The 18921-nt window shown below is 65.3% G+C and carries 16 protein-coding genes; all 16 read right to left on the bottom strand.

All coding sequences use genetic code 11. The features are described 5' to 3' along the window. Window positions 1-2: 2 nt before the first annotated feature. The 16 genes from fliI to EO141_RS04500 all read right to left on the bottom strand — a co-directional run bounded on the left by fliI (window position 3) and on the right by EO141_RS04500 (window position 18920). Window positions 3-1385 carry a flagellar protein export ATPase FliI gene (gene fliI, locus EO141_RS04575; RefSeq protein WP_104648693.1) on the bottom strand — a complete coding sequence of 461 codons (1383 nt, stop codon included), beginning with the start codon at window positions 1383-1385 and terminating at the stop codon, window positions 3-5. Beyond that, window positions 1382-2002, bottom strand: coding sequence for a FliH/SctL family protein (locus EO141_RS04570; RefSeq protein ID WP_127168612.1), 621 nt, complete (start codon window positions 2000-2002; stop codon window positions 1382-1384). The genes fliI and EO141_RS04570 overlap by 4 nt, the downstream gene beginning before the upstream one ends. Further along, window positions 1999-2988 (bottom strand): flagellar motor switch protein FliG, encoded by a 990-nt coding sequence (gene fliG, locus EO141_RS04565; protein ID WP_016904678.1) that lies wholly within the window; start codon window positions 2986-2988, stop codon window positions 1999-2001. Before fliG ends, EO141_RS04570 begins: the two co-directional genes overlap by 4 nt. A 10-nt stretch (window positions 2989-2998) precedes the next feature. After that, window positions 2999-4729 (bottom strand): flagellar basal-body MS-ring/collar protein FliF, encoded by a 1731-nt coding sequence (gene fliF, locus EO141_RS04560; protein WP_104582701.1) that lies wholly within the window; start codon window positions 4727-4729, stop codon window positions 2999-3001. Between the two features lie 13 nt (window positions 4730-4742). Beyond that, complete coding sequence (fliE, locus tag EO141_RS04555) at window positions 4743-5114, bottom strand: flagellar hook-basal body complex protein FliE (RefSeq protein WP_164739059.1); 372 nt, start codon at window positions 5112-5114, stop codon at window positions 4743-4745. A 499-nt stretch (window positions 5115-5613) separates the two neighbouring features. Further along, a complete protein-coding gene (locus EO141_RS04550; protein ID WP_127168629.1) occupies window positions 5614-9123 on the bottom strand; it encodes a glycosyltransferase in 3510 nt (1169 codons plus the stop codon). Between the two features lie 212 nt (window positions 9124-9335). Beyond that, window positions 9336-10103 carry an FkbM family methyltransferase gene (locus tag EO141_RS04545; protein WP_127168611.1) on the bottom strand — a complete coding sequence of 256 codons (768 nt, stop codon included), beginning with the start codon at window positions 10101-10103 and terminating at the stop codon, window positions 9336-9338. Further along, a complete protein-coding gene (locus tag EO141_RS04540) occupies window positions 10100-10849 on the bottom strand; it encodes a 3-deoxy-manno-octulosonate cytidylyltransferase (protein ID WP_127168628.1) in 750 nt (249 codons plus the stop codon). The genes EO141_RS04545 and EO141_RS04540 overlap by 4 nt, the downstream gene beginning before the upstream one ends. Window positions 10850-10892: 43 nt before the next feature. Further along, the gene (locus tag EO141_RS04535; protein ID WP_104582698.1) at window positions 10893-12167 is read right to left on the bottom strand and encodes a hypothetical protein; all 1275 of its coding nucleotides are present in this window, start codon (window positions 12165-12167) and stop codon (window positions 10893-10895) included. A 284-nt stretch (window positions 12168-12451) separates the two neighbouring features. Continuing rightward, the gene (locus tag EO141_RS04530; RefSeq protein ID WP_127168610.1) at window positions 12452-13975 is read right to left on the bottom strand and encodes an FkbM family methyltransferase; all 1524 of its coding nucleotides are present in this window, start codon (window positions 13973-13975) and stop codon (window positions 12452-12454) included. After that, complete coding sequence (locus EO141_RS04525; RefSeq protein ID WP_127168609.1) at window positions 13972-14595, bottom strand: UDP-3-O-(3-hydroxymyristoyl)glucosamine N-acyltransferase; 624 nt, start codon at window positions 14593-14595, stop codon at window positions 13972-13974. Before EO141_RS04525 ends, EO141_RS04530 begins: the two co-directional genes overlap by 4 nt. Continuing rightward, window positions 14585-15730 (bottom strand): aromatic ring-hydroxylating dioxygenase subunit alpha, encoded by a 1146-nt coding sequence (locus tag EO141_RS04520; protein WP_127168608.1) that lies wholly within the window; start codon window positions 15728-15730, stop codon window positions 14585-14587. The genes EO141_RS04525 and EO141_RS04520 overlap by 11 nt, the downstream gene beginning before the upstream one ends. Window positions 15731-15743: 13 nt before the next feature. Then, complete coding sequence (locus EO141_RS04515; protein WP_127168607.1) at window positions 15744-16388, bottom strand: NeuD/PglB/VioB family sugar acetyltransferase; 645 nt, start codon at window positions 16386-16388, stop codon at window positions 15744-15746. Further along, window positions 16385-17122, bottom strand: coding sequence for an SDR family oxidoreductase (locus EO141_RS04510; RefSeq protein WP_127168606.1), 738 nt, complete (start codon window positions 17120-17122; stop codon window positions 16385-16387). The genes EO141_RS04515 and EO141_RS04510 overlap by 4 nt, the downstream gene beginning before the upstream one ends. After that, window positions 17119-17883 carry an SDR family oxidoreductase gene (locus tag EO141_RS04505; RefSeq protein ID WP_127168627.1) on the bottom strand — a complete coding sequence of 255 codons (765 nt, stop codon included), beginning with the start codon at window positions 17881-17883 and terminating at the stop codon, window positions 17119-17121. The genes EO141_RS04510 and EO141_RS04505 overlap by 4 nt, the downstream gene beginning before the upstream one ends. Further along, on the bottom strand, window positions 17880-18920 hold the full coding sequence (locus EO141_RS04500; RefSeq protein ID WP_127168605.1) for a ketoacyl-ACP synthase III: 1041 nt from the start codon (window positions 18918-18920) through the stop codon (window positions 17880-17882). Before EO141_RS04500 ends, EO141_RS04505 begins: the two co-directional genes overlap by 4 nt. Between the last annotated feature and the right edge of the window lies 1 nt (window position 18921).

Raw genomic sequence — 18921 nt, 5'->3', positions numbered from 1 at the left:
GATTAGTTCTCGGGTTCGACCAGCCGCTGCAACGCGGACAGGCTGTCGGGCAGGTCGGCGGCCCGGTGGACGTCCTGGCCGAGGAATTCGACGATCTCCGGCCAGCGCGCCAATGCTTCGTCGGTGGCCGGATCGCTGCCGCGCTGGTAGGCGCCAATGGCGATCAGGTCGCGGTTGGCGGTGTAGGCCGACAGCAGCCGCTTGAGCTTGCGGATGCGCAGGCGCCAGGTGTCGTCGGCGATGTCCTGCACCACACGGCTGACCGAGGATTCGACGTCGATGGCCGGGTACAGGCCGCTGTCGGCAACCCGGCGCGAGAGCAGGATGTGGCCGTCGAGAATGGCGCGCGCGGCGTCGGCGATCGGGTCCTGCGGATCGTCGCCTTCGGTCAGCACGGTGTAGAAGGCGGTGATCGAGCCGCGCCCCTTGGCGCCGTTGCCGGCCCGTTCGACCAGTGCCGGCAATTTGGCGAACACCGACGGCGGGTAGCCGCGGGTGGTCGGCGGCTCGCCGACCGACAGGCCGATCTCGCGCTGCGCCTGGGCGAAACGGGTCAGCGAGTCCATCAGCAGCAGCACGTTCAGGCCCTGGTCGCGGAACCATTCGGCGATGGCGGTGGCGCGGTAGGCGCCATGCAGGCGCGCCAACGGCGGGCGGTCGGCCGGGGCGGCCACGACCACGGCGCGGCGCAGGCCTTCTTCGCCCAGGGTGGTTTCGACGAAGTCGCGCACTTCGCGGCCACGTTCGCCGATCAGCCCGACCACGATCACGTCGGCCGAGGTGAAGCGGGTCATCATGCCGAGCAGTGTCGATTTACCGACACCAGAGCCGGCGAACAGGCCGACACGCTGGCCACGGCCGATCGGCAGCAGTGCGTTGATCGCGCGTACGCCGACATCCAGCGACGTGGTGATCGGCTCGCGTGCCAGCGGGTTGATCGACACGCCGGCCATGCTGACGCTGCCTTCGCCGCGGATCGGGCCCTTGCCGTCCAGCGGGGTGCCATCGCTGTCGATGACGCGGCCGAGCAGGCCTTCGCCCACTTCCACGCCGCCGCGGCGCCGCGAGGGCACCACGCGGGCGTTCGGCAGCAGGCCATGCAGTTCGGCGCTGGGCATCAGGTAGGTGCGTTCGCCGGCAAAGCCGACCACTTCGGCATCGACCCAGCCGCCGTCGACCTCGACCTTGCAGGTGGCGCCCATCGGCGCCTCGCAGCCGGTGGCTTCCAGGGTCAGGCCGACCGCGCGACGCAGAATGCCTTCGCGGATCAGGGTGCGCCCGGCCGTGGGTTCCAGCCCGAGGCCGCCCAGGCGGGTGGCCAGGCGCAGGTTGCGCGCGTCCAGCCAGTCGGCCGGGGCCGGGGTGGTGCCCAACAGGTCGCTCACAGGCCCGCTCCGGATTTGCGCATGACCGTCTCCAGCGCGGCCCGCAGGCGCGCGTCCAGTGTTCCGTCCACGCGCACGCTTTCGGCGTGCACGCGCAGGTCGCCGCGGCTCAGGCTCAGGTCCGGGGCCACGCGGGTGGTGCTGCTGGGCGCCAGATGCGGCAGCAGCGCGGTGATGTCGTCCGGGTGCAGGCGCACTTCCACTTCGCGGCCGGCCCCGCCGACTGCGTCGATGGCCTCGTGCACCAGCTCGGCCAGCAACTGCGGGTCGGCCTGATAGGCACGCCCGACCAGCGAACCGGCGATGCGCACGGCCAGCTCGCCGAGCGCGCCGACCACTTCGTTCTCCAGCCGCGCCAGCGGGCGGGTGAAGTTGTCCAGGATGCCGTCGATCTGCGCGGTCAGGCGGCGCACCTCCGACTGGCCCTGGGCAAAGCCGTCGGCATGCCCGCGCGCAAAGCCTTCCTGCTGGGCGGCGTCTTCGATGGCCTGGATCTCTTCCAGGGTCGGCGGACGCAGCACCGGCTCGTATACCGCCGGTTCGTCGAATTCCGGCTCCGGCGGGGCCGGCTCCAGGTGCAGGTCGGGGGCCAGCCAGCGGGTGACGATGTCGCTCATACCATCGCCTCCGCACCGGCGCCGCCCAGGCTGATGGCGCCTTCGTCAGCCAGGCGGCGGACGATGGTGAGGATTTCCTTCTGCGCCGCTTCCACGTCGGCCAGGCGCACCGGGCCGCGCGCTTCCATGTCCTCGAGCAGGATCTCGGCCGCGCGCTGGGACATGTTGCGGGTGATCTTCTCGCGCACCTTGACGTCGGCGCCGCGCAGGGCCAGCCCCAGGCGCTCGCCGGAGACTTCGCGCAGCAGCGTCTGCAGGCCGCGGTCGTCCAGGTCCACCAGGTTGTCGAACACGAACATCAGGTCCTGGATCTTGCCGGCCAGGTCGGCGTCGATCTTGCCGATCTCGCCCAGCACGCCCTGGTCGGCGCCGGTGTCCAGGAAGTTGAGGATGTTGGCGGCCACCTTGATGCCGCCCACGTTGGACGACTTGAGGTTCTGGTTGCCGGAAAACTGGCGCTCCATGATGTCGTTGAGCTCGCTCAGCGCATTGGGCGGGATGCCGTCCAGGGTGGCGATGCGCAGCAGCACGTCGGCGCGGGTGCGCTCGGGCAGCAGCTTCAGGGCCTCGGCGGCCTGGTCGCTGTCCAGATGCGCCATGACGATGGCGATGATCTGCGGGTGCTCGTTGCGCACCAGGTCGGCCACCGCGCGCGGGTCCATCCACTTCAGGGTGTCCAGGCCGGTGGTGTTGCGGCCGAGCAGGATGCGGTCGATCAGGCCACCGGCCTTGTCGGCGCCCAGCGCCTGGATCAGCACGTTGCGGATGTAGTCGTCGGCGCCCACGCCCAGCGAGGTCTTGCCGGCCAGTTCGCCGTTGAACTCGTCCATGACCTTCTCGACCTGGTCGCGCGAGATGCCGGTCATGGTGGCCATGGCGATGCCGATCTTCTGCACCTCCTTGGGGTCCATGTGCTTGAGCACTTCGGCGGCGTCGCTTTCCCCGAGCGACAGCAGCAGCACGGCGGCGCGCTGTACGCCGGTCATCGGTGGTGTATCAGGCTTCACTGGCGACCCATCCCTTCACGACTTGTGCGACACGTTTTGAATCGGCTTTGACTGCTTCGCGTGCGAGGCGCATGCGTTCTTCGTAGGCGTCCGGCAGCGCGATCGGGGTCTTGCGGTCCTGACCGAGCTGGGCGGTGTCCTCTTCCAGGCGCGGCATCAGGTCGTCATCGTCGACCATCCGCACGTCGGCGCTCTGCGGAGTGCCATCGTTGCCGCCCTTGGCCTGCTTTTCCTTGATCGCGGTCACGCCGGTGAGCTGGCGCAGGGTGGGGCGCACCACGCCGAACAGCAGCGCCAGCACCACCACCGCACCGACCAGCAGGCGCAGACCGTTCTGCACGCGCGGGTCTTCCCACCACTTCGGACCTTCCTCGCCGGCCACCGCTTCGCGCACGAACGGGGCGTTCATCACCGACACCGTGTCGCCACGGGCCGCGTCGAAGCCCACCGCCTGCTTGACCAGGCCCTCGATGCGGGTCAGCTCGGCGGCCGTCAGCGGCTGCTCGACCATCTTGCCCTTGGCACCGGGGCGCGGGACGTTGTCCAGCAGCACCGCCACCGACACCCGCTTGATGCGGCCGGCCGGCTGGCGGGTGTGTTGCAAGGTCCGGTCCAATTCGTAATTGCGGGTGGCGCTCTTGGAACTTTCGGTCGGCGCGGCCGCTGCGGCGGCCTGGCCATTGGCAGCGGCCGGGGTGCCCGGTGCGCCGGCAGTGGCGTTTGCGGCTGGCGCCGGCGGCTGGCCGGGGCTGTTGCTGGTGGCGCCCGGCGGGCCCTGCGGGCCGGTGGCGCTGGTGCTGGTGTCGCTGACCTGCTCGCTGCGCAGCTTGGCCGGCTCGCCGTTGTAGAGCTCGCGGGCTTCCTCGACCACCGAGAAGTCCATGTCCACGCTGACTTCCGGGTTGACCCGGCCCGGGCCGGTCATCGGCTCGAGCAGCTCGCGGATACGCTGGTTGTAGGAGCTTTCCTGGCGACGCACCTGTTCGAACTGGGCGGCGTGCTGGGCGGCGTCGCTGTTGGGATCGGCGATGGAGAGCATGCGGCCGCTCTGGTCGACCACGGTGACGCGCTCGGGGGTCATGTCCGGGATGCTGGAGGCGACCAGGTTGACGATGGCGTCGACCTGGTTGCGTTCCAGGCCCTGGCCGCCGCGCAGCTCCAGCACCACCGAGGCGCTGGCCACGTCACGCTGGCGGGTGAAGGCGCTGGGCTTGGGAATGGCCAGGTGCACGCGGGCTTCGCGCACCGGGCGCAGGGTGCCGATGGTGCGCGACAACTCGGTTTCCAGGGCGTGCTGGTAGCGGGCGTTTTCGACGAACTGGCTGACGCCGAAGCCCGGGTCCTTTTCCATCAGCTCGAAGCCGCCGCCGGTTTCCTTGCCGGTCAGGCCGGAGCCGGCCAGCTTCAGGCGGGCGTCGTACAGACGGTCCTGCGGCACCGAGATGGCGCCGGTGTCCTGGTCGATCTTGAACGGGATCTGCGCGGTGCGCAGCAGGTCGGCCGCCTCGGCATTGCCCTTGTCGTCCAGGCCGGTGTACAGCGACTGGTAACCGGGTTTCTGCGACCAGAAGAACACCGCCAGACCGGCCGCCACCGCCACAGCGATCATCGCCATCATGGTCAGCTTGCGGGTGATCTGCAGGCTGCGGACACGGTCGAACCATTGCCCCGCCTTTTCGGCGTTTTGGTTCATGTTTTCTTTGGTGATCGCGAGTGCCATGTGTCGTCAACCCTTACAGCGGCATGTTCATGACGTCCTGATAAGCCTGGACGAGACGGTTGCGGACTTCCACGGTGGCGCGGAAGGCCACCTGGGACTGCTGGGAGGCGACCATGACCCGTGCCAGATCGGCACTGGGGTCGCCCATTTCGAAGGCCTTGGCCAACGCACCGGACTTCTGCTGAGCCTCGTTCACGCCGCCGATGGCGCCGCGCAAGGTCTCGCTGAAGCTCGGCGCCTGGGTGGCCGTCGTTCCCTGCGTGCCGGCCAGCCCCTGGATCTGGTTGCCGCGCGCCGCATCGCCCACCGCGCCCATCGGGCCTTGGCCCATCTGCGTCTGGTAGCTGCGGATCTGCGAGAGGATGGAGGTAACGGAGTCGCTCATGGGTGCGGTCAGCCAGGGAGGCATCCACACCAATGCAAGCGTCGTGCCGAAACTGCGCCGGGATTCCGGCGCGGGGCGTTCCCGAGGTGTCTGTGGTGATCGCGTCGCAGCGATTCCGGCCCCCATCCGCCCTTCGGGCACCTTCCCCCGCACGCGGGTGAAGGGAGCCGATGGTGGTCAGCTGCAGTGCGCCGACAAATCACGCGCAGCCAATGCTTTCCCTCACGCGCAGCCAATGCTTTCCCTTCTCCCGCGGGCGGGAGAAGGTGGCGCGCAGCGCCGGATGAGGGCAACACCGCCAATTGCCACCCGGCTGCAGGTACGGCAGCGCGCGGCGCTGGAGTGTGGTCGCACGCCCCCATCCGCCCTTTGGGCACCTTCCCCCGCAAGCGGGGGAAGGGAGCCGGCAGGCGACCAGTTGCAGTGCAACCGACAGCTCACACGCAGCCAGGCATCCGTTCTACCGCAAGCGGGAGAACGCTGAGGCGGCGTGCCCGCGCTAGTCGGGCAACCAGGCCGTCCGCCAGGTATCCAGGTTGCTGCCACGCAACATCCAGTCGCGGCGCACCGCGTCACGCAATGCCGCGCCTTTTGCTGCCGAAGCGGCCGGGTCGGCAAGATGGTCACGGATCGCGCCGATCCAGTCGCGGTAGCGGTTCTTCACCAGGGTCACCGGCAGGCTGCCCTGGTAGCAGCGCACGTCGCTGGCGATGACCGGGTAGCCGCAGGCGCCGTACTCCAGCAGGCGCAGATTGCTCTTGCACTCGTTGAACAGGTTTTGTTCCACCGGCGCCAGCGCCAGGTCCAGATCCAGCGCCGCCAGTGCGGCCGGGTAGTGGTCGATCGGCACGCCGGGCTGGAACTGATGGATGTGCTGGCGCAGTGCGAACGGGTACATCCCCATGAATACCCATTCGACCTCGTCGGCCAGCTCGCGCACCACATCGGCGATCAGTTCCAGGTCGCCGGTGTGGCTGGCGCCGCCGGCCCAGCCGATGCGCGGCTTGCCGCCCTGGCGTTCCTTACGGCCGGACCGCGCGGGCAGGTGTTCCCACCAATGTGGCGGCAGCCGGTTTTCGGCCACGCGGATGTCGCTGTGCAAGCCGGCGAATGCCTCGGCCATCGCCTGGGTGGACACCACGAAGCGGTCCACCATGCCCAACCCACGCCGCACTGTCTTGAGAATGTCCTTGGGAATGTGCTCGCGATGCGCATTCTTCAGGGGCAGGTTGGGCAGATAGTCGTCCAGCTCATAAACCTTGAATGCGCGCGACAGCGCCTGCATCCGCCGCATCGCTTCCAGTCGCGGCTCGCCGACCTGGCGTTGCAGGATCACCACGTCGGGATCCTGACGCGCCAGCTCGCTGATCTCCAGATAGCCGTTGAACAGCACGCCTTCGACCATGCCGGCCTCGCGCAGAGCGCGCAGCGGCTGGATCACCCGATAGTGGCCACAGCCTTCGACATCGGCGGGCAGCGCGATCATCGTCGGCAGCGGTCGCCACGACTGCAATGGCCGCCAACTGGCGCGCGGGTCGGCCAGCTGGAAGCCGGCGCCGGGATCCAGCGAGAAGCCCGGGTTGTAGGCCGGGTCGTTGGCCATCACCGGCAGCCAGCGCGCATACATCGCTTCTTCGTCGAGTGCGGTGGCGGGCGTTGTGTCGGGAGGATCGATCAGCAGCTGCGCGCGCGCGGCGTAGACATTGAAATAGCCGGCCTGCTGCAGGCGCAGGCACAGATCGACATCGCTCCATTGCGCCAGCGCCGGCTCCTGCGCAAAGCCGCCGGCGTCCAGAAACAGCTGGCGCGGCAGCATTAGGCATTCGCCACTGAGCGCGCTGTAGTTCTGATCCAGCTGCAGGCGTTGCAGATAGCCGGAGTCGTCGAACGCGGCACCTTCGAACGCGCGTGCTGCCGGTGCCCCCAGGCCCAGCAGCAAGCCGGCATGATGCACGGTGCCGTCACCGCGCAGCAGTTTGCCGGCCACCGCGCCGACCTCCGGGCGCAGCGCGTGGTTGAGCAACTGCGCCAGCCAATCGGCCTTGATCGCCGCGGCGCCCGCTGCCAGCCACAACAGCAGCTCCCCGCGCGCCTGCCCGGCCGCGGCATTGCAGGCCGCCTCGCGCGAGGGCGCACCGTCGAAGTGCAGCACGCGGATCTGCTGCAGGCCAAGGTTGTCGATGCCCGCCAGCCAGTCGCGCAGCGCCGGCTCGGCGCTGTCGCCGCGATCCAGCAACAGCAGCTCGTAATGCGGGTAGCCGGTGTTGGCGAGCATGCTTTCCAGGCAGCGTTGCAGCTGCGGCAGGCGTCCATCCACCAGCACCAGAATGCTGACCAGCGGCTGCTGTGCGTGGCGGTAATCCACCGCGTGCCGGCCGGGGCCGTTGCTGTCCACCACCGCGTCCACGTATCCGCGCGCGGCAAGATGGCGGCTGATGGCGCGCTGCTGGTCTTCGTCGCCATGCAGCGTGCTGGCCGATGCCACCAGCAAGGGTTCGGCAATGTGCTGGACGCAGGCCAGGCCGTAGCGTTCGACCAGCCCCAGCTGGTAATCCAGTTCGAAGGCGTCGCCCGTTCCAGCCGGAAAACCGCCATCGGCAACCAGCGTGGGGTGCCGGAACAGCCAGTGCCGCGACATCGTCGACGGCGCGCTCAACAGCATGTCCAGATACAGCGCCGGCCGCATCGCCAGCCCCAGCTGGCCGTCGTCCAACGCGACCACTTCATCGGCGTAGATGGCCTGACACGTGTCCGGCAGCGCAAGCATCTCCAGCGCCACGACCAGCAGGCCGCTGGCGGTGAACAGGCTGCCGGCCTCGACCAGCAGTACCCAGTCGATGGACTGTTGTGCGGCGATGGTCCGGTTGAGTGTGGACACCAACCCGTCCGGGCCGACCAGCACACCGCGCTCGCCGTGCTCGGCGGCTTGCTGCGGGGAGCTGCTGAGCACCCAGGTCTGCTGATTCGGATAGCACGCCACCGCCGCCAGGCTGGCCTGGGTTGCGGCCACCGCTGCCGCATCGCCAGTGTCGTCGATCAGCATCACTGCGATCCGCGGGCCGCCCGCATGCGCCTGCAGGCGCGCATCGATCAAGGCGCGCTGGACCATGCCCGGATGCCGCACACCCAACCAGGTGGACGGCGACACGCGCTCGGCCAACCCCGCGCTCTGCATCAACGCATTGACCAGGTCCACCGACTTGAACACGCGTGCCTTGTGCGGGCTGAGCGGGGCGACGCGCACCTGGCGGTTGTCGCCGCTCTCGCGCCGCCAGCCCAACTGGCGGATGCCCTGGCGCAGATCTTCGTGGCCCTGGTCGCCGACCCCGACCTGATCGCGGCCGGCCTGACTGAACTGCGCGCTGGACACGCGAAAATGCGTGAGCGCGCTAGACAGCAAGGCCAGGTTACCGTGACGCAGCAGCTTGACGTAGATCGCCAGGTCGCCGACCCAGTGGATGGCCTTGCCATTCAACATCATCAGCTCGCCACCCAGCGCCGCCAGGTCGGCGCGCCGTGCAAGCACGCAACTCGGCTCGCCGATGAAGTTGATGGCATGGTCGGCCAGGAACGACACCAGCTCCGGCCCGTCGATCAGCACGTCCTCGCCGAACGGAAAGCTGGTGGCCAGGATGTCGGGCAACGGCGCACCGTCATCGTCGATCCGCAGCCGGCGCGAGGACGCCAGCGCGGTGCCGGGGTTGCGCTCCATCGCCGACACCAATTGCGCAATGCAGTCCGGCTGCAGCACATCGTCGTCATGCAGGAACTTGACGTACTCGCCTTGCGCCAGGCCAATGCCCTTGATGGTGCTGCCGAGTTCGCCCAGTCGCGCCGGATTGCGGTGGTAGCGGATCGGGAAGGGAGCGCTCGCCAGGCGCGGCGCCAGCACAGCCTCAATCGCGCCATCGCCATTGTCGTCGCAGATCACCAGCTCCAACGCTGGGTAGGTCTGCGCCAGCACGCTGTCCAGCGCCTGCGCGACATAGCGCGGCTTGTAGGCCGGCATGACGATGCTGACCAGGGCGTTGGGCGTCATCGGCGATCGATTGGCTTGAACAGTCACAGGTGGATCCAAGGCGCGGAACGGGGGAGGGCGGAGCGCCCCTTCGTGCGCCAGTAGATAGCGCACCTGGGTGGGGTTCAACCTAGCCGGTCATGCAATAAGCGTGCCGTCGGTGGTGCGGTGGCAACCTGACCGGCAGCGGCACGCAGTCGCCCTTATGGCTGAGGACGATCTCGCGGTTGTGCTGAGTCTTTGCGATACACCACCTCGATCCAATCGGTACGCAAGCTCTTTGGGTTCTTCGACAGTTTGGCGATGTCCCACAACGAAAAGCCGGCCGCCTGCATCAGGTTGACCACCTCGACGAAGCTGTTGGTCTTGCCGTAGAAATCGTAAAGGCCGATTTCGATCACTGCGCAGTCGGTGTGCTGCAGGATCGCAGTTGCACCCTCCAGCACCTGTCGCTCGAACCCCTGCACATCGATCTTGAGAATATGTACCTGGGCGATCCCCAGCAAGACGCAGGCATCGTCGAGGGTGGTCTTGCTGACCACAATTTCCTCGTTCGTCGCCTGCCGCGCATAGCCGAGCGAGTCGGTGGACTCCGCGTTGATCGGCAGCAACCCGCCCAGGTGCGAGATGCTCTGCCGGTAATAATGACCGACTTCTTCCTTCTCGCCCAATGCAACGCACATGGTGGTCGTGCCGAACTGTGCAGCCACTTTTTCCAGCTCGGCAAAATTCTGCGGATCTGGCTCGAACGAATACATCTGGCAATCCGGATAGATCGACTTGAAGTGCTGGATCGACTCGCCGCGATGCGCACCCACGTCCAGCACCACCGGCGCGTCGGTCTTCAGTAACTGGTCGAAGAAGCGACGTGGGGAATACGCCTGGGCATGCGCCTGGTTTCTGAGATCGGATGTGCCGCAGATGGGCGAATGCATGCCGGGCTGCGTGTCGGACGTCTCATCCTGGCTCATGGCGCGTTCTGCTCGCCGAGCTGCATCATGCGCAGTGCCGCTTCCACCCGCACTACATCAGCCGGCGTATCCACCGCGATCGACTGGTTGCTCATCTGCACCATCCGCACTTCGAAGCCCAGTTCGAGAAAGCGCAGGATCTCGATATCCTCGATTTCTTCCAGGGGCGTCTTGCAAGACACCGATGCAAACGCCTGCAATGCCTGCCTGGGAAACGCATAGGCGCAGACCTGCCGCCAGGCGTGCCGGAACTCGCCTTGCTTGGTGACCGGGATTGCCGCGCGCGACATGTACAGCAAACGCCCATCCGGGCGAACGACCACTTTGGGCACGCTCGGATTACGGAACTCGTCGATGTTGGCGACCGGGCAGTAACCGTTGATCACATCACTCGGCGCTGCTGTCGCAGCGTCTATCAGCAGGCGTAGGTCTTGTGGATTGAATAGCGGATCGTCACCCTGCACATTGATGTAGGTGTCCACGTCGAGCTGTTGTGCAACTTCGGCAACGCGATCGGTGCCGGTCAGGCAGGCACTGGAGGTCAGCAAGGTGCGGATGCCGGCCTGCTCGCAGGTACGTTGAATCACATCGCAGTCGGTGGCGACCAGAATCTGCCCGGCCGGCGCCGCCTTGGCGCATTGCTGATAGGTGCGCACGATCATGGGCACACCGCCCAGTTCGATCAACGGTTTTCCGGGCAGGCGCGAAGAGTCGCGTCGCGCGGGGATGATGATGGCGTAAGTCATAGAAGCCTCCTGGCAACCGATGGCGTTGAGTGGCGAGGGCGGCTCAGCCAACTCTGCCTTGCCAAAAATCGGTGGAGTTGAGCTCCAGCCGGCTGACTGCCTCGGCAGCCTCAAGTACCGCATCGGTGTCAGTGAACAGCCGGTTCCACAAGTCCGTCGAGAAACCGTAGCTGTTGTCGCGCGCTACATTGAACAACGACACGAGCTTCAATGACGTCCAGCTCATCTGTGGCTCCAATGCCAGCAGACGGGACTTTGCAAAACGGTAGCTGTCGACCAGGGTCTCGGCCTGAAATCCGAGCTGGCGTGCGTAGCTCTTCCACAACGACGATTCGAAGGCGTATTGGCTCAGCTGTTGAAAATGCCGATCGGGTGCAAGTTCGTTCATTGGAGAAAACTCGTCGTCCGCATAATTCGCCGGTCGCGGATCCTCTGGCATCGACCACAAAGCCAGCATGTCCTGCGTCCTGCCAAGCATGGCTTTCTCGGTGAAAAGGAACGGGATGTTTCGAAACCCCGCTCCCAAAGAAATTGCGATTTTTCCTTGATTGCGTTTGCCTCTGAAATGGACATTGATGGCGTCGTGCGTTGAGCCGGTCAGCACGTTGTCGCTACGGCAACGCACCGCAAACGCGATGCCTTGCTCGGCCAGATGCTCCACGCCCAGACGTGCGGAACGCAGCACCGCATTGCGGTAGTGCAGGCCCAGGTTGTCCGGCTGAGGCACCAAAATCAGCTTATCCAGCCAGGGCCTGCAGCGGTCCAGTAGCGCACTTGGTTGGTGGTCCCAGGTCACCATGCACTGGTACGCCCAAGGGAAACGCAGACGATTCCAGGCCAGCACCAGGGGCGTAAAGTCGAACGCTAGCCCCTGCACGAAGATGCCGGTATCCGGCTTGGTCAGTTGTCGCGACAGTTGCAGCTCGGGCAACAGGCGCGAGAAATCCTGCAATTCCTGCAACAGTGCAACGCTGCCCTGGCCGTATTCGACGGCACGTACCGTGCGGAAACGGCCATGTGCCTTTGCAATCTGATTCATCACCTCTGCGGCGTGATTGGAGAAGATGACGATCAGCACATCATCGACCGATTCCTCCTCCAGTGCCGAAGGTGGTCTGACCGGCAGGCCATGGACAGTTGTGCCCTGATTCTCCGGCCGCGGGCAGATGGTGTACTGCAAGTTCAACTGCTGGGCGATGGCTGGATAGAAATCACGGAAAAACTGTCCTGCCCCCCAGCCGATCAACTTGGTGCTGCGCAGATTCAGTCCTGGATATTTGATCGTGGCTCGCTCGATCGAGCCGACTGCTAACGCCATGACAGGGCTTCCTTATGTACTTTGCTGGTCTTATCAGTGTCATTGAATTCGGAGATGCTGTTGTTCTTCGTCGAGCAGCATCGCGCCGATTGAGATTGCGATTGCGATTATCCAGCGCCATGTCACGATCGAGTCGGCGACATGGCGCTGGGCGCCTGACGGATGCGGCGTAGGCGGTCATCGTCGGACAAAGCGGGCCGCGCACATCGCGACGATTTTTTAAGCCCCCCGCGTTGCGGGCGTCAGTCATCGCTCCATCTCTCAAGTCGTGAATTTCCCCGGGCTTACTCTGCCCAGGGCGGCGGTGCGGCACCGGCCACGGGCGATGCATACAAAACGAGGTCGTAGTAGTGGCCGGGAGAGTGCTGGCGTAGACGGAAGTGATAGCCATCGACCAGTTTGTCCAGTTGCTCCACGATATCCAGCAGATCCTGGGCGTAGTGGTATACACAAATGGCCATGCGGGGGCGCTGGGTACGGATGAGGTGAGATGCGCCTTCCAGTGCCCTGGCCTCGAACCCTTCGATGTCCAACTTCAGTAGCGTCAGCTTTTCCAGCTCGTCGTCCAGGCGTGTCGTAGCCACGGAGATTCCGCCATTTGGCGATACATGGCTGGAAACGGTGCCGGTCTGCTCGAAGCGCAGCGTCGTATGTTCGTTGGAGATGGCTTTTTTTATGGCCCTGAAGTTGTGCGGGGGAAGGGGGAGGGCGCTGGCGATGCCCTCCAATTTCTGGAAGTTGATGCTATCGGGTTCAAAGGCGGTGATGCTTTCATAATGATGGCGGGATGCTTCTAGAAATTTGTGCACGATGGGGCCCTGGAAGGCACCGCCATCGCAGAAATGTTCACGCCGACCCAGCTGGAATGTGCTGCTATCGGCGTATGTTGAAAAGTACTCGTTGATCGGCGTCGCCCAGCAATCCAACAGGAGGCTGGAGTTGTAGGTCAGGCGGAACAACAGGTTGCTGTAGAGCGTAAAGACGCTGAGATCGTCGTCCAGTCGATCGGCAAGACGCAGGAATTCGTCCAGGCGCGCAAGCGTCCGCTGACGGTATACCCGGGCAGGCTCGTATACGGCGGGCAGCCCACAGTGCGCAACGGCCAGGCAGGCATCCACCCGTTCAATGCCTGCTTGTTCGCAGAGCTTGCGGGCAAGGCCCGATTCTCCAGGGCTGTAGGAAAAATCGATGGCCAATGCCTGGGGATGCTGGGCCGTTTGTTCAATGAACTGGCGCGAGCTCCAACGCGGCACGCCATGAACGGTGTCGCTGTCGCTTGGCTGGTCATCGACGGCGGCAATGACATGGCTGGAGCGCTGGACGATCTTTGGGCCATAAATCTCGCCAATGCCCGAGCGCGGATGGAGCAGAAAGAGGGGGCGTTGCTCGAAGCGTGGGATCAGCGGATCCAGGCAAGGCGCAATGCTCAGTTGCTCAATGCCCGCGCTGGTACAGAGGTCATTTGCAAACGCCCGACCGCGCGGGCTGCAAGAGAAATCGATAGCGATCGCATCGGCGTACTGCCCTGCCTTGGCAAGGAACTCCTGACTACTCCAGCGCGGTGCGCCGTGAATGCGGTCCAGGTGGATGCTTTGGTCATCAATCGCGGCAACCACATGGCGCAGGTCGGCAACGACGCTGGGGCCATGCACCACGCCAGCATAGGACTCGGGAGCGATGAGGAATGCAGGGCGGCCGGCAATCGCGGGCAGGCGCGCGATGACATCTTCGAGTACGGGGCGCTCCTGCTCCGCAATTCGGAGAATCTGTTGGCGAAGCTGCTCATTTCTTGAGCTCATGAACGTCATCTCTCGTAGGTGTGAATAGGGGCGTCGTAGCCGGCGTCGAAATAGGTCTTGGCAGGTACGTCCTCGCAGTAGACGCGCGGCCAGCCAAGTTCGCAGCTTCGTCCCACCTTGACGCCACCGCGCACGATGGCGCCAGTCCGCAGGATGCTGTTGCCGCCGATCTCGACGCCCGCGCCGACGTGCACACCGTTCTCTATCCAGCATGACGATTTGACGCGGCATGCCGGTCCGAGGTGCGCGCCGGCATGGATGACGGTGTTGTAGTCGATCCTGCACCCGTGCCCGACGACGGCATGGGCACCCACGAATGCGTTGAGTCCGATGACCGTGTCAGCGCCGATGGCTGCGCAGGGGTGGATGAAGGGCTCCAGCTTGAAGCCACGTTCCATTGCTGCCTGCATCAATTCCATGCGCTTGAAGTTGCCGAAGCGTTCGTCGAAAGCCACAAACATGGCCCCTTCGGTCGGATTCAGCCCATCCAGCACGCCAAGATCGAACTCGTGTCCCGCGTCTTGTGGCACGTCGACCCTGATGACCGTCTCGCCCTGCCGCGTCTGCTTCCAGGCATGAAAGGCCAGGTCGAGGTAGTCGCTGCTGCCGATGATCCACCTAGATTTCATGTTCGGTCTCCATCAGCGTCGTGTACCAGCGTTCGACCAGGCGATTCATGGATTCATAGGCTCCCTGGGTAGGTAGCGGAGCGTCTGTGTGCAAGGCCGCCTGCACCCGCTCCATGATGTCCACGTCTTCGCCTACCACCACCTTGCTGCCGTGCATCTGTGCCAGTAGCACTTGGCTGGAGGAACCGTAAGGCTGTTTCCTGCGTGCGCTAAACCAGTAGATTTCCAGGTCGGTCTGGTCCGGCGCGACGGGAATGTGGTGTTCCAGGGTGAAGGAATAGCCGCCGTTAGCACTGGCGATATGCAGGTTCGGGAAGGCAAGCCAGTTGAAGTAGGCGTCCTGCTTGCCCCAGCGTTCCACTTTCTCGTGCCAGCCGAAATGCTGAAGGTTGGGGATGGCGGCTTCCGGGCCGCCGAAACTGAAGCGGCGCATCTCGTGCCTCAAGGCAGCGGGCGAGCTGTCTTGCAACGCTTCCATGGACTCCCTGGCTTGTTCCTCGTTTACCTCGGGAGTGAAGCTGACGCTCTTGGCCAGTGTCTTGGGGTGGACGAAGCGCGGGTGATTGGCATCGCGAAGATTTTCGTAAGCGAGTTTCCAGTTGTACCGGCCACGCCACGTGGTCACCATGACCTCGGTGTCATAGGCATTGGAACTGCTTTCCAGCAAGGCGATGAAGTCTGCCGAAAACTGTTCCTCGATCGGCATCGGGTCGGGATCGAGGTTGACGAACAGCAGGTTGCCCACCTCGCGCAGGGCGAACTCCCGCAATTTCAGGCCGCGTCTTTCTTCCTCGTCGAAGCCATACACAGCCGCGCACTCGGGGATGTTCTCAACCCGACCGTCTGCGTCGTACTTCCATGCATGGTAGGGACAGACCAACGGGCGCTTTCCCACCGCAGTGGTCTGTAGCAGCGCGCTGCGGTGCAGGCAGATGTTCTCGAACGCGCGCAGGCGGCCCTGGAAGTTCTGGATCAGCACCGGAATCCCAGCGAGCCTGCGGGTGATGAAGCAGTTGTTGTCGGGCAGCAGCGTCTTCAGCCCGGCAAACAGCCAGGCCTTGCGAAAGATCTTGCGCTGTTCGCGGGCGAAGATCTCCGTCGACAGGTAGTAGCTGGGGTGCATTCGCGATCGCATCGGCGCGGCTTCCTCAGGAATCCTTGTGGTAGATGATCCGGGCCGGGTTGCCGAACACGCTGGCGCCGGCCGGCACGTCCTTGACCACGACCGCGCCGGCACCGACCACGGCGCCGACGCCAATGTGGATGCCGGGCAGGATGGTGGCGTGCGGGTGCACGATGGCACGCTCACCGATCCGCGCGCCGCCGCCGATGAAGGTCATCGCACCGATCTGCGCGTAGTCACCGACATGGACGTCGTGCCCAAGCATGGTGTTGGCATGCACATTGGCGAAGTCGCCCAGCCACACGTCGGGGCTGAGCTGTACGCGATGGCACAGGAAGCAGCCCTGGCCGATGCGCACGCGCGGGCTCAGGAATGCACCGGTGAGGACCGGAATGAATTGCGCGCCTTGCGCCAGCAGCGGCTGCGCATAGCGCTGGCGCGCATGCGGATCACCGATCGCGCAGACGAAGCGCTCTTCGTCCCGCGGCTGGTACGCGAGCGGGCTACCGACGATGGCCAGATCGCAGCCTTGACCGTCCAGCATCTGCGGGCGCGTGTCGAGAAAGCCCACCGGACGCCACTGCGTTCCACACGCCGGATCGCCCTGCATCTGCGCCAAGACCTCGCGACCCCATCCGCCGGCACCGATGATCAAGACCGGATGGGTCATAGGATCGAGCCGCCGTCCATGACCAGACTGGTCCCGGTGACCCAGCGGCTGGCGTCGGCCAGCAGGTAGATCGCGGCGTTGGCGACGTCCTGCGGCTCGCCCAGGCCCAGCGGATGCCGCGCCTTCTGCGCCTCGAGCTGGGCGACGCCCCACATCGGCGTGGCCACGGCCGAGGGGGAAATGCCGTTGACCCGGATCCTGCGCTTTGCCTGTTCGAGCGCCAGGCACTTGATGATGCCGATCAGGCCGGCCTTCATCGCCGAATACGGCCCCACGCCGCGCGTGCCAAGGTGCGCGGCAGTGGACAGCATGAACACGATCGAGCCCTGCGGGGCGATGGCGTTTGCCTGCAGCAGGCGCTGCGTCAGCATTACCGGAGCGAGGAAATTGACCGTGTACATCTCGGTCATCGCCGCCTCGGTCAGCTGCCGGATCGGGCAATGCTTCTGCATGCCCGCGCAGTGCACCACGCCATGCACCGCCGCGCCTGCCGAGACAACCAGCGCCTCGCGGTCGGCGGCGCTGGTCAGGTCGCCGAGCACGCCGACATGGCCCGTGCCCTGCAACTGCGCCTGGGTCTGCGCGAGGCGGTCCGTGTCGCGGCCGGCCAGGATGATGCGGGCGCCTCGCTGTGCGCAGGCAATGGCGATCTGCCGGCCGAGCCCCGACGACGCTCCCGTCACCAGGATCGTCTTGCCCTCGAGCGAGAACGCAGTGCGTGCCGGTGTAGTCATGCGTAGATATCCATCGGCACCGTGAGGCCGCCGTCCACCACGAAATAGGTACGCGTGATCCAGCGGCTCGCATCGGCCAGCAGGAACGTGGCGGCGTAAGCGACATCCTCCGGCTCGCCCATACCCAGCGGTGTCAGTTCGAACAGCCCTTCCATGTTGCCGCCGCTGCCCTGCAGGCCGTCCAGCAGCGGTGTGCGCACGTAGCCCGGGGCGATACAGTTGGCACGGATTCCGTTCTTGGCAACTTCCTGCGCCAGCGATCTCACCATGCCGAGCAGGGCACTCTTGCTGGCCGCGTAAGCGCTGCTCGCCATTGGCCCGATGTGCGAAGCGACCGAAGCGACGAACACCAGCGAGCCGTTTGCGGCGATGCGCTTCTTTGCCAGCAGGCCGCGTGTCAGCAGCATCGGTGCGAACGTGTTGCTGGAGAAGATGGTGTCCAGATGCGCCCGGTTGACCAGGCGCAGCGGCACCAGCCGGGAGATCCCGGCCGCATGTGCCATCCCGTCCAACACGCCGACCTCGGCGACCAAACGGTCGATGTCCTCCTGCCGGTCCAGGTCTGCCGCGATTGCCATGTGGCCGTCGCCTGGCAACGCCTCCAGGGTCGACGTCAACCGCACACGGTCACGTCCGTTGATCACCAGCTGGGCACCCAGCTCGGCGCAGGAAATCGCGATCTGGCGGCCGATACCCGAGGAAGCGCCGGTGACGAGGATGCGTTTGCCGGCAAGCGCGAAGGGGTCGGGAGCAATGCTCACGATTCGATGAGATCTGGAAAAGTGGCCCCTTCGATGTCGAGCAGGCAGGTGCCCCACGACAGCCCGATGCCGAAGCCGCATAGCAGCACGCGCTTGCGCCCTGATTCCAGGTCCTTGTTGATGCGTGCGGTCATGGTCACCGGCAGCGAGGCGCCGCTGGTATTGCCGAAGTCGCGCAACGTCGAGGGCACCTTTTCCACCGGCAGGCCGAGCTTTTTGCGGATGGTCTCATTGATCATGCGGTTGGCCTGGTGGAACACGAAATAGTCGATCTCCTCCTTGGACACGCCCGCATACTCAAGCAGCTTCTGCACTGCCGGCGGGATGCGCTGGGTAGAGAAGCTCAGCACTGCCACGCCGTCCAGGATCAGGTCCACGCCACGCTTCCAGGCACCATCCGCCTCGTCGCGGTACGGCACCAAGTGCTGGATGCCGACCGGTTCGCGGTGGCCGCCCACCGGCAGGATGATCGCCCTGTAGCCGCTCCCATCGCTGTTGAGGTCGAAATGCATCGGCGGCGCGTCGGCGCTGAATTCCAGCGCGGTGGCGGTGCCGGAATCGGAGAAGATCGGGTCTTCCAGCGTGGCGCTGCGGTCACCGACCAGCAGCAGGCCCTTCTTGACGCCGCCGGCGGCGATCATCGAGCCGAGCAGGTTGATGCCGAACGGGTAGGCCGAGCAGCCCAGGTTGACGTCGAAGGCAACCGTGGCGTGCGACAGCCCCAGCCGGTCCTGCAGGATGATCGCGGTGGCCGGGATCGGATAATCCGGCGACTGGGTCACCACGATCAACGCATCGACCTCTTCGCGCTTCCACTGCAGCTTTTCCAGCAGCACCTGCGTCGCATCGAAGGCCATGTCGGAAAAGCACTGCCACTCCGACGCCATGCGGCGCGTCTCGATGCCGATGTTGCGCACCAGCCGCTCGCGCTCGGAGCGGATCTGCGGCCGGCAATCGGTGAGATTGGACACGACCCGCTTCGGCACGCAGGTCGCCATGCCGGCGAAGCGGACGTTGTGCAGCGTGGAGGTCGGCATG

The sequence above is a fragment of the Xanthomonas sp. BRIP62415 genome, from assembly GCF_003993515.1.
Lineage (GTDB): Bacteria > Pseudomonadota > Gammaproteobacteria > Xanthomonadales > Xanthomonadaceae > Xanthomonas > Xanthomonas euroxanthea.
This window is presented reverse-complemented; position numbering and strand designations above follow the sequence as displayed.

What these genes read in the sequence shown, in the direction of transcription:
- EO141_RS04570 (WP_127168612.1), bottom strand. Translation starts at nt 2,002, where the DNA reads ATGAGCGACATCGTCACCCGCTGGCTGGCCCCCGACCTGCACCTGGAG.
- fliG (WP_016904678.1), bottom strand. Translation starts at nt 2,988, where the DNA reads ATGACCGGCGTACAGCGCGCCGCCGTGCTGCTGCTGTCGCTCGGGGAA.
- EO141_RS04510 (WP_127168606.1), bottom strand. Translation starts at nt 17,122, where the DNA reads ATGACTACACCGGCACGCACTGCGTTCTCGCTCGAGGGCAAGACGATC.
- EO141_RS04530 (WP_127168610.1), bottom strand. Translation starts at nt 13,975, where the DNA reads ATGACGTTCATGAGCTCAAGAAATGAGCAGCTTCGCCAACAGATTCTC.
- fliF (WP_104582701.1), bottom strand. Translation starts at nt 4,729, where the DNA reads ATGGCACTCGCGATCACCAAAGAAAACATGAACCAAAACGCCGAAAAG.
- EO141_RS04500 (WP_127168605.1), bottom strand. Translation starts at nt 18,920, where the DNA reads ATGCCGACCTCCACGCTGCACAACGTCCGCTTCGCCGGCATGGCGACC.
- EO141_RS04520 (WP_127168608.1), bottom strand. Translation starts at nt 15,730, where the DNA reads ATGCGATCGCGAATGCACCCCAGCTACTACCTGTCGACGGAGATCTTC.
- fliE (WP_164739059.1), bottom strand. Translation starts at nt 5,114, where the DNA reads ATGAGCGACTCCGTTACCTCCATCCTCTCGCAGATCCGCAGCTACCAG.
- EO141_RS04515 (WP_127168607.1), bottom strand. Translation starts at nt 16,388, where the DNA reads ATGACCCATCCGGTCTTGATCATCGGTGCCGGCGGATGGGGTCGCGAG.
- EO141_RS04535 (WP_104582698.1), bottom strand. Translation starts at nt 12,167, where the DNA reads ATGGCGTTAGCAGTCGGCTCGATCGAGCGAGCCACGATCAAATATCCA.
- EO141_RS04540 (WP_127168628.1), bottom strand. Translation starts at nt 10,849, where the DNA reads ATGACTTACGCCATCATCATCCCCGCGCGACGCGACTCTTCGCGCCTG.
- EO141_RS04545 (WP_127168611.1), bottom strand. Translation starts at nt 10,103, where the DNA reads ATGAGCCAGGATGAGACGTCCGACACGCAGCCCGGCATGCATTCGCCC.
- EO141_RS04525 (WP_127168609.1), bottom strand. Translation starts at nt 14,595, where the DNA reads ATGAAATCTAGGTGGATCATCGGCAGCAGCGACTACCTCGACCTGGCC.
- EO141_RS04550 (WP_127168629.1), bottom strand. Translation starts at nt 9,123, where the DNA reads ATGCCGGCCTACAAGCCGCGCTATGTCGCGCAGGCGCTGGACAGCGTG.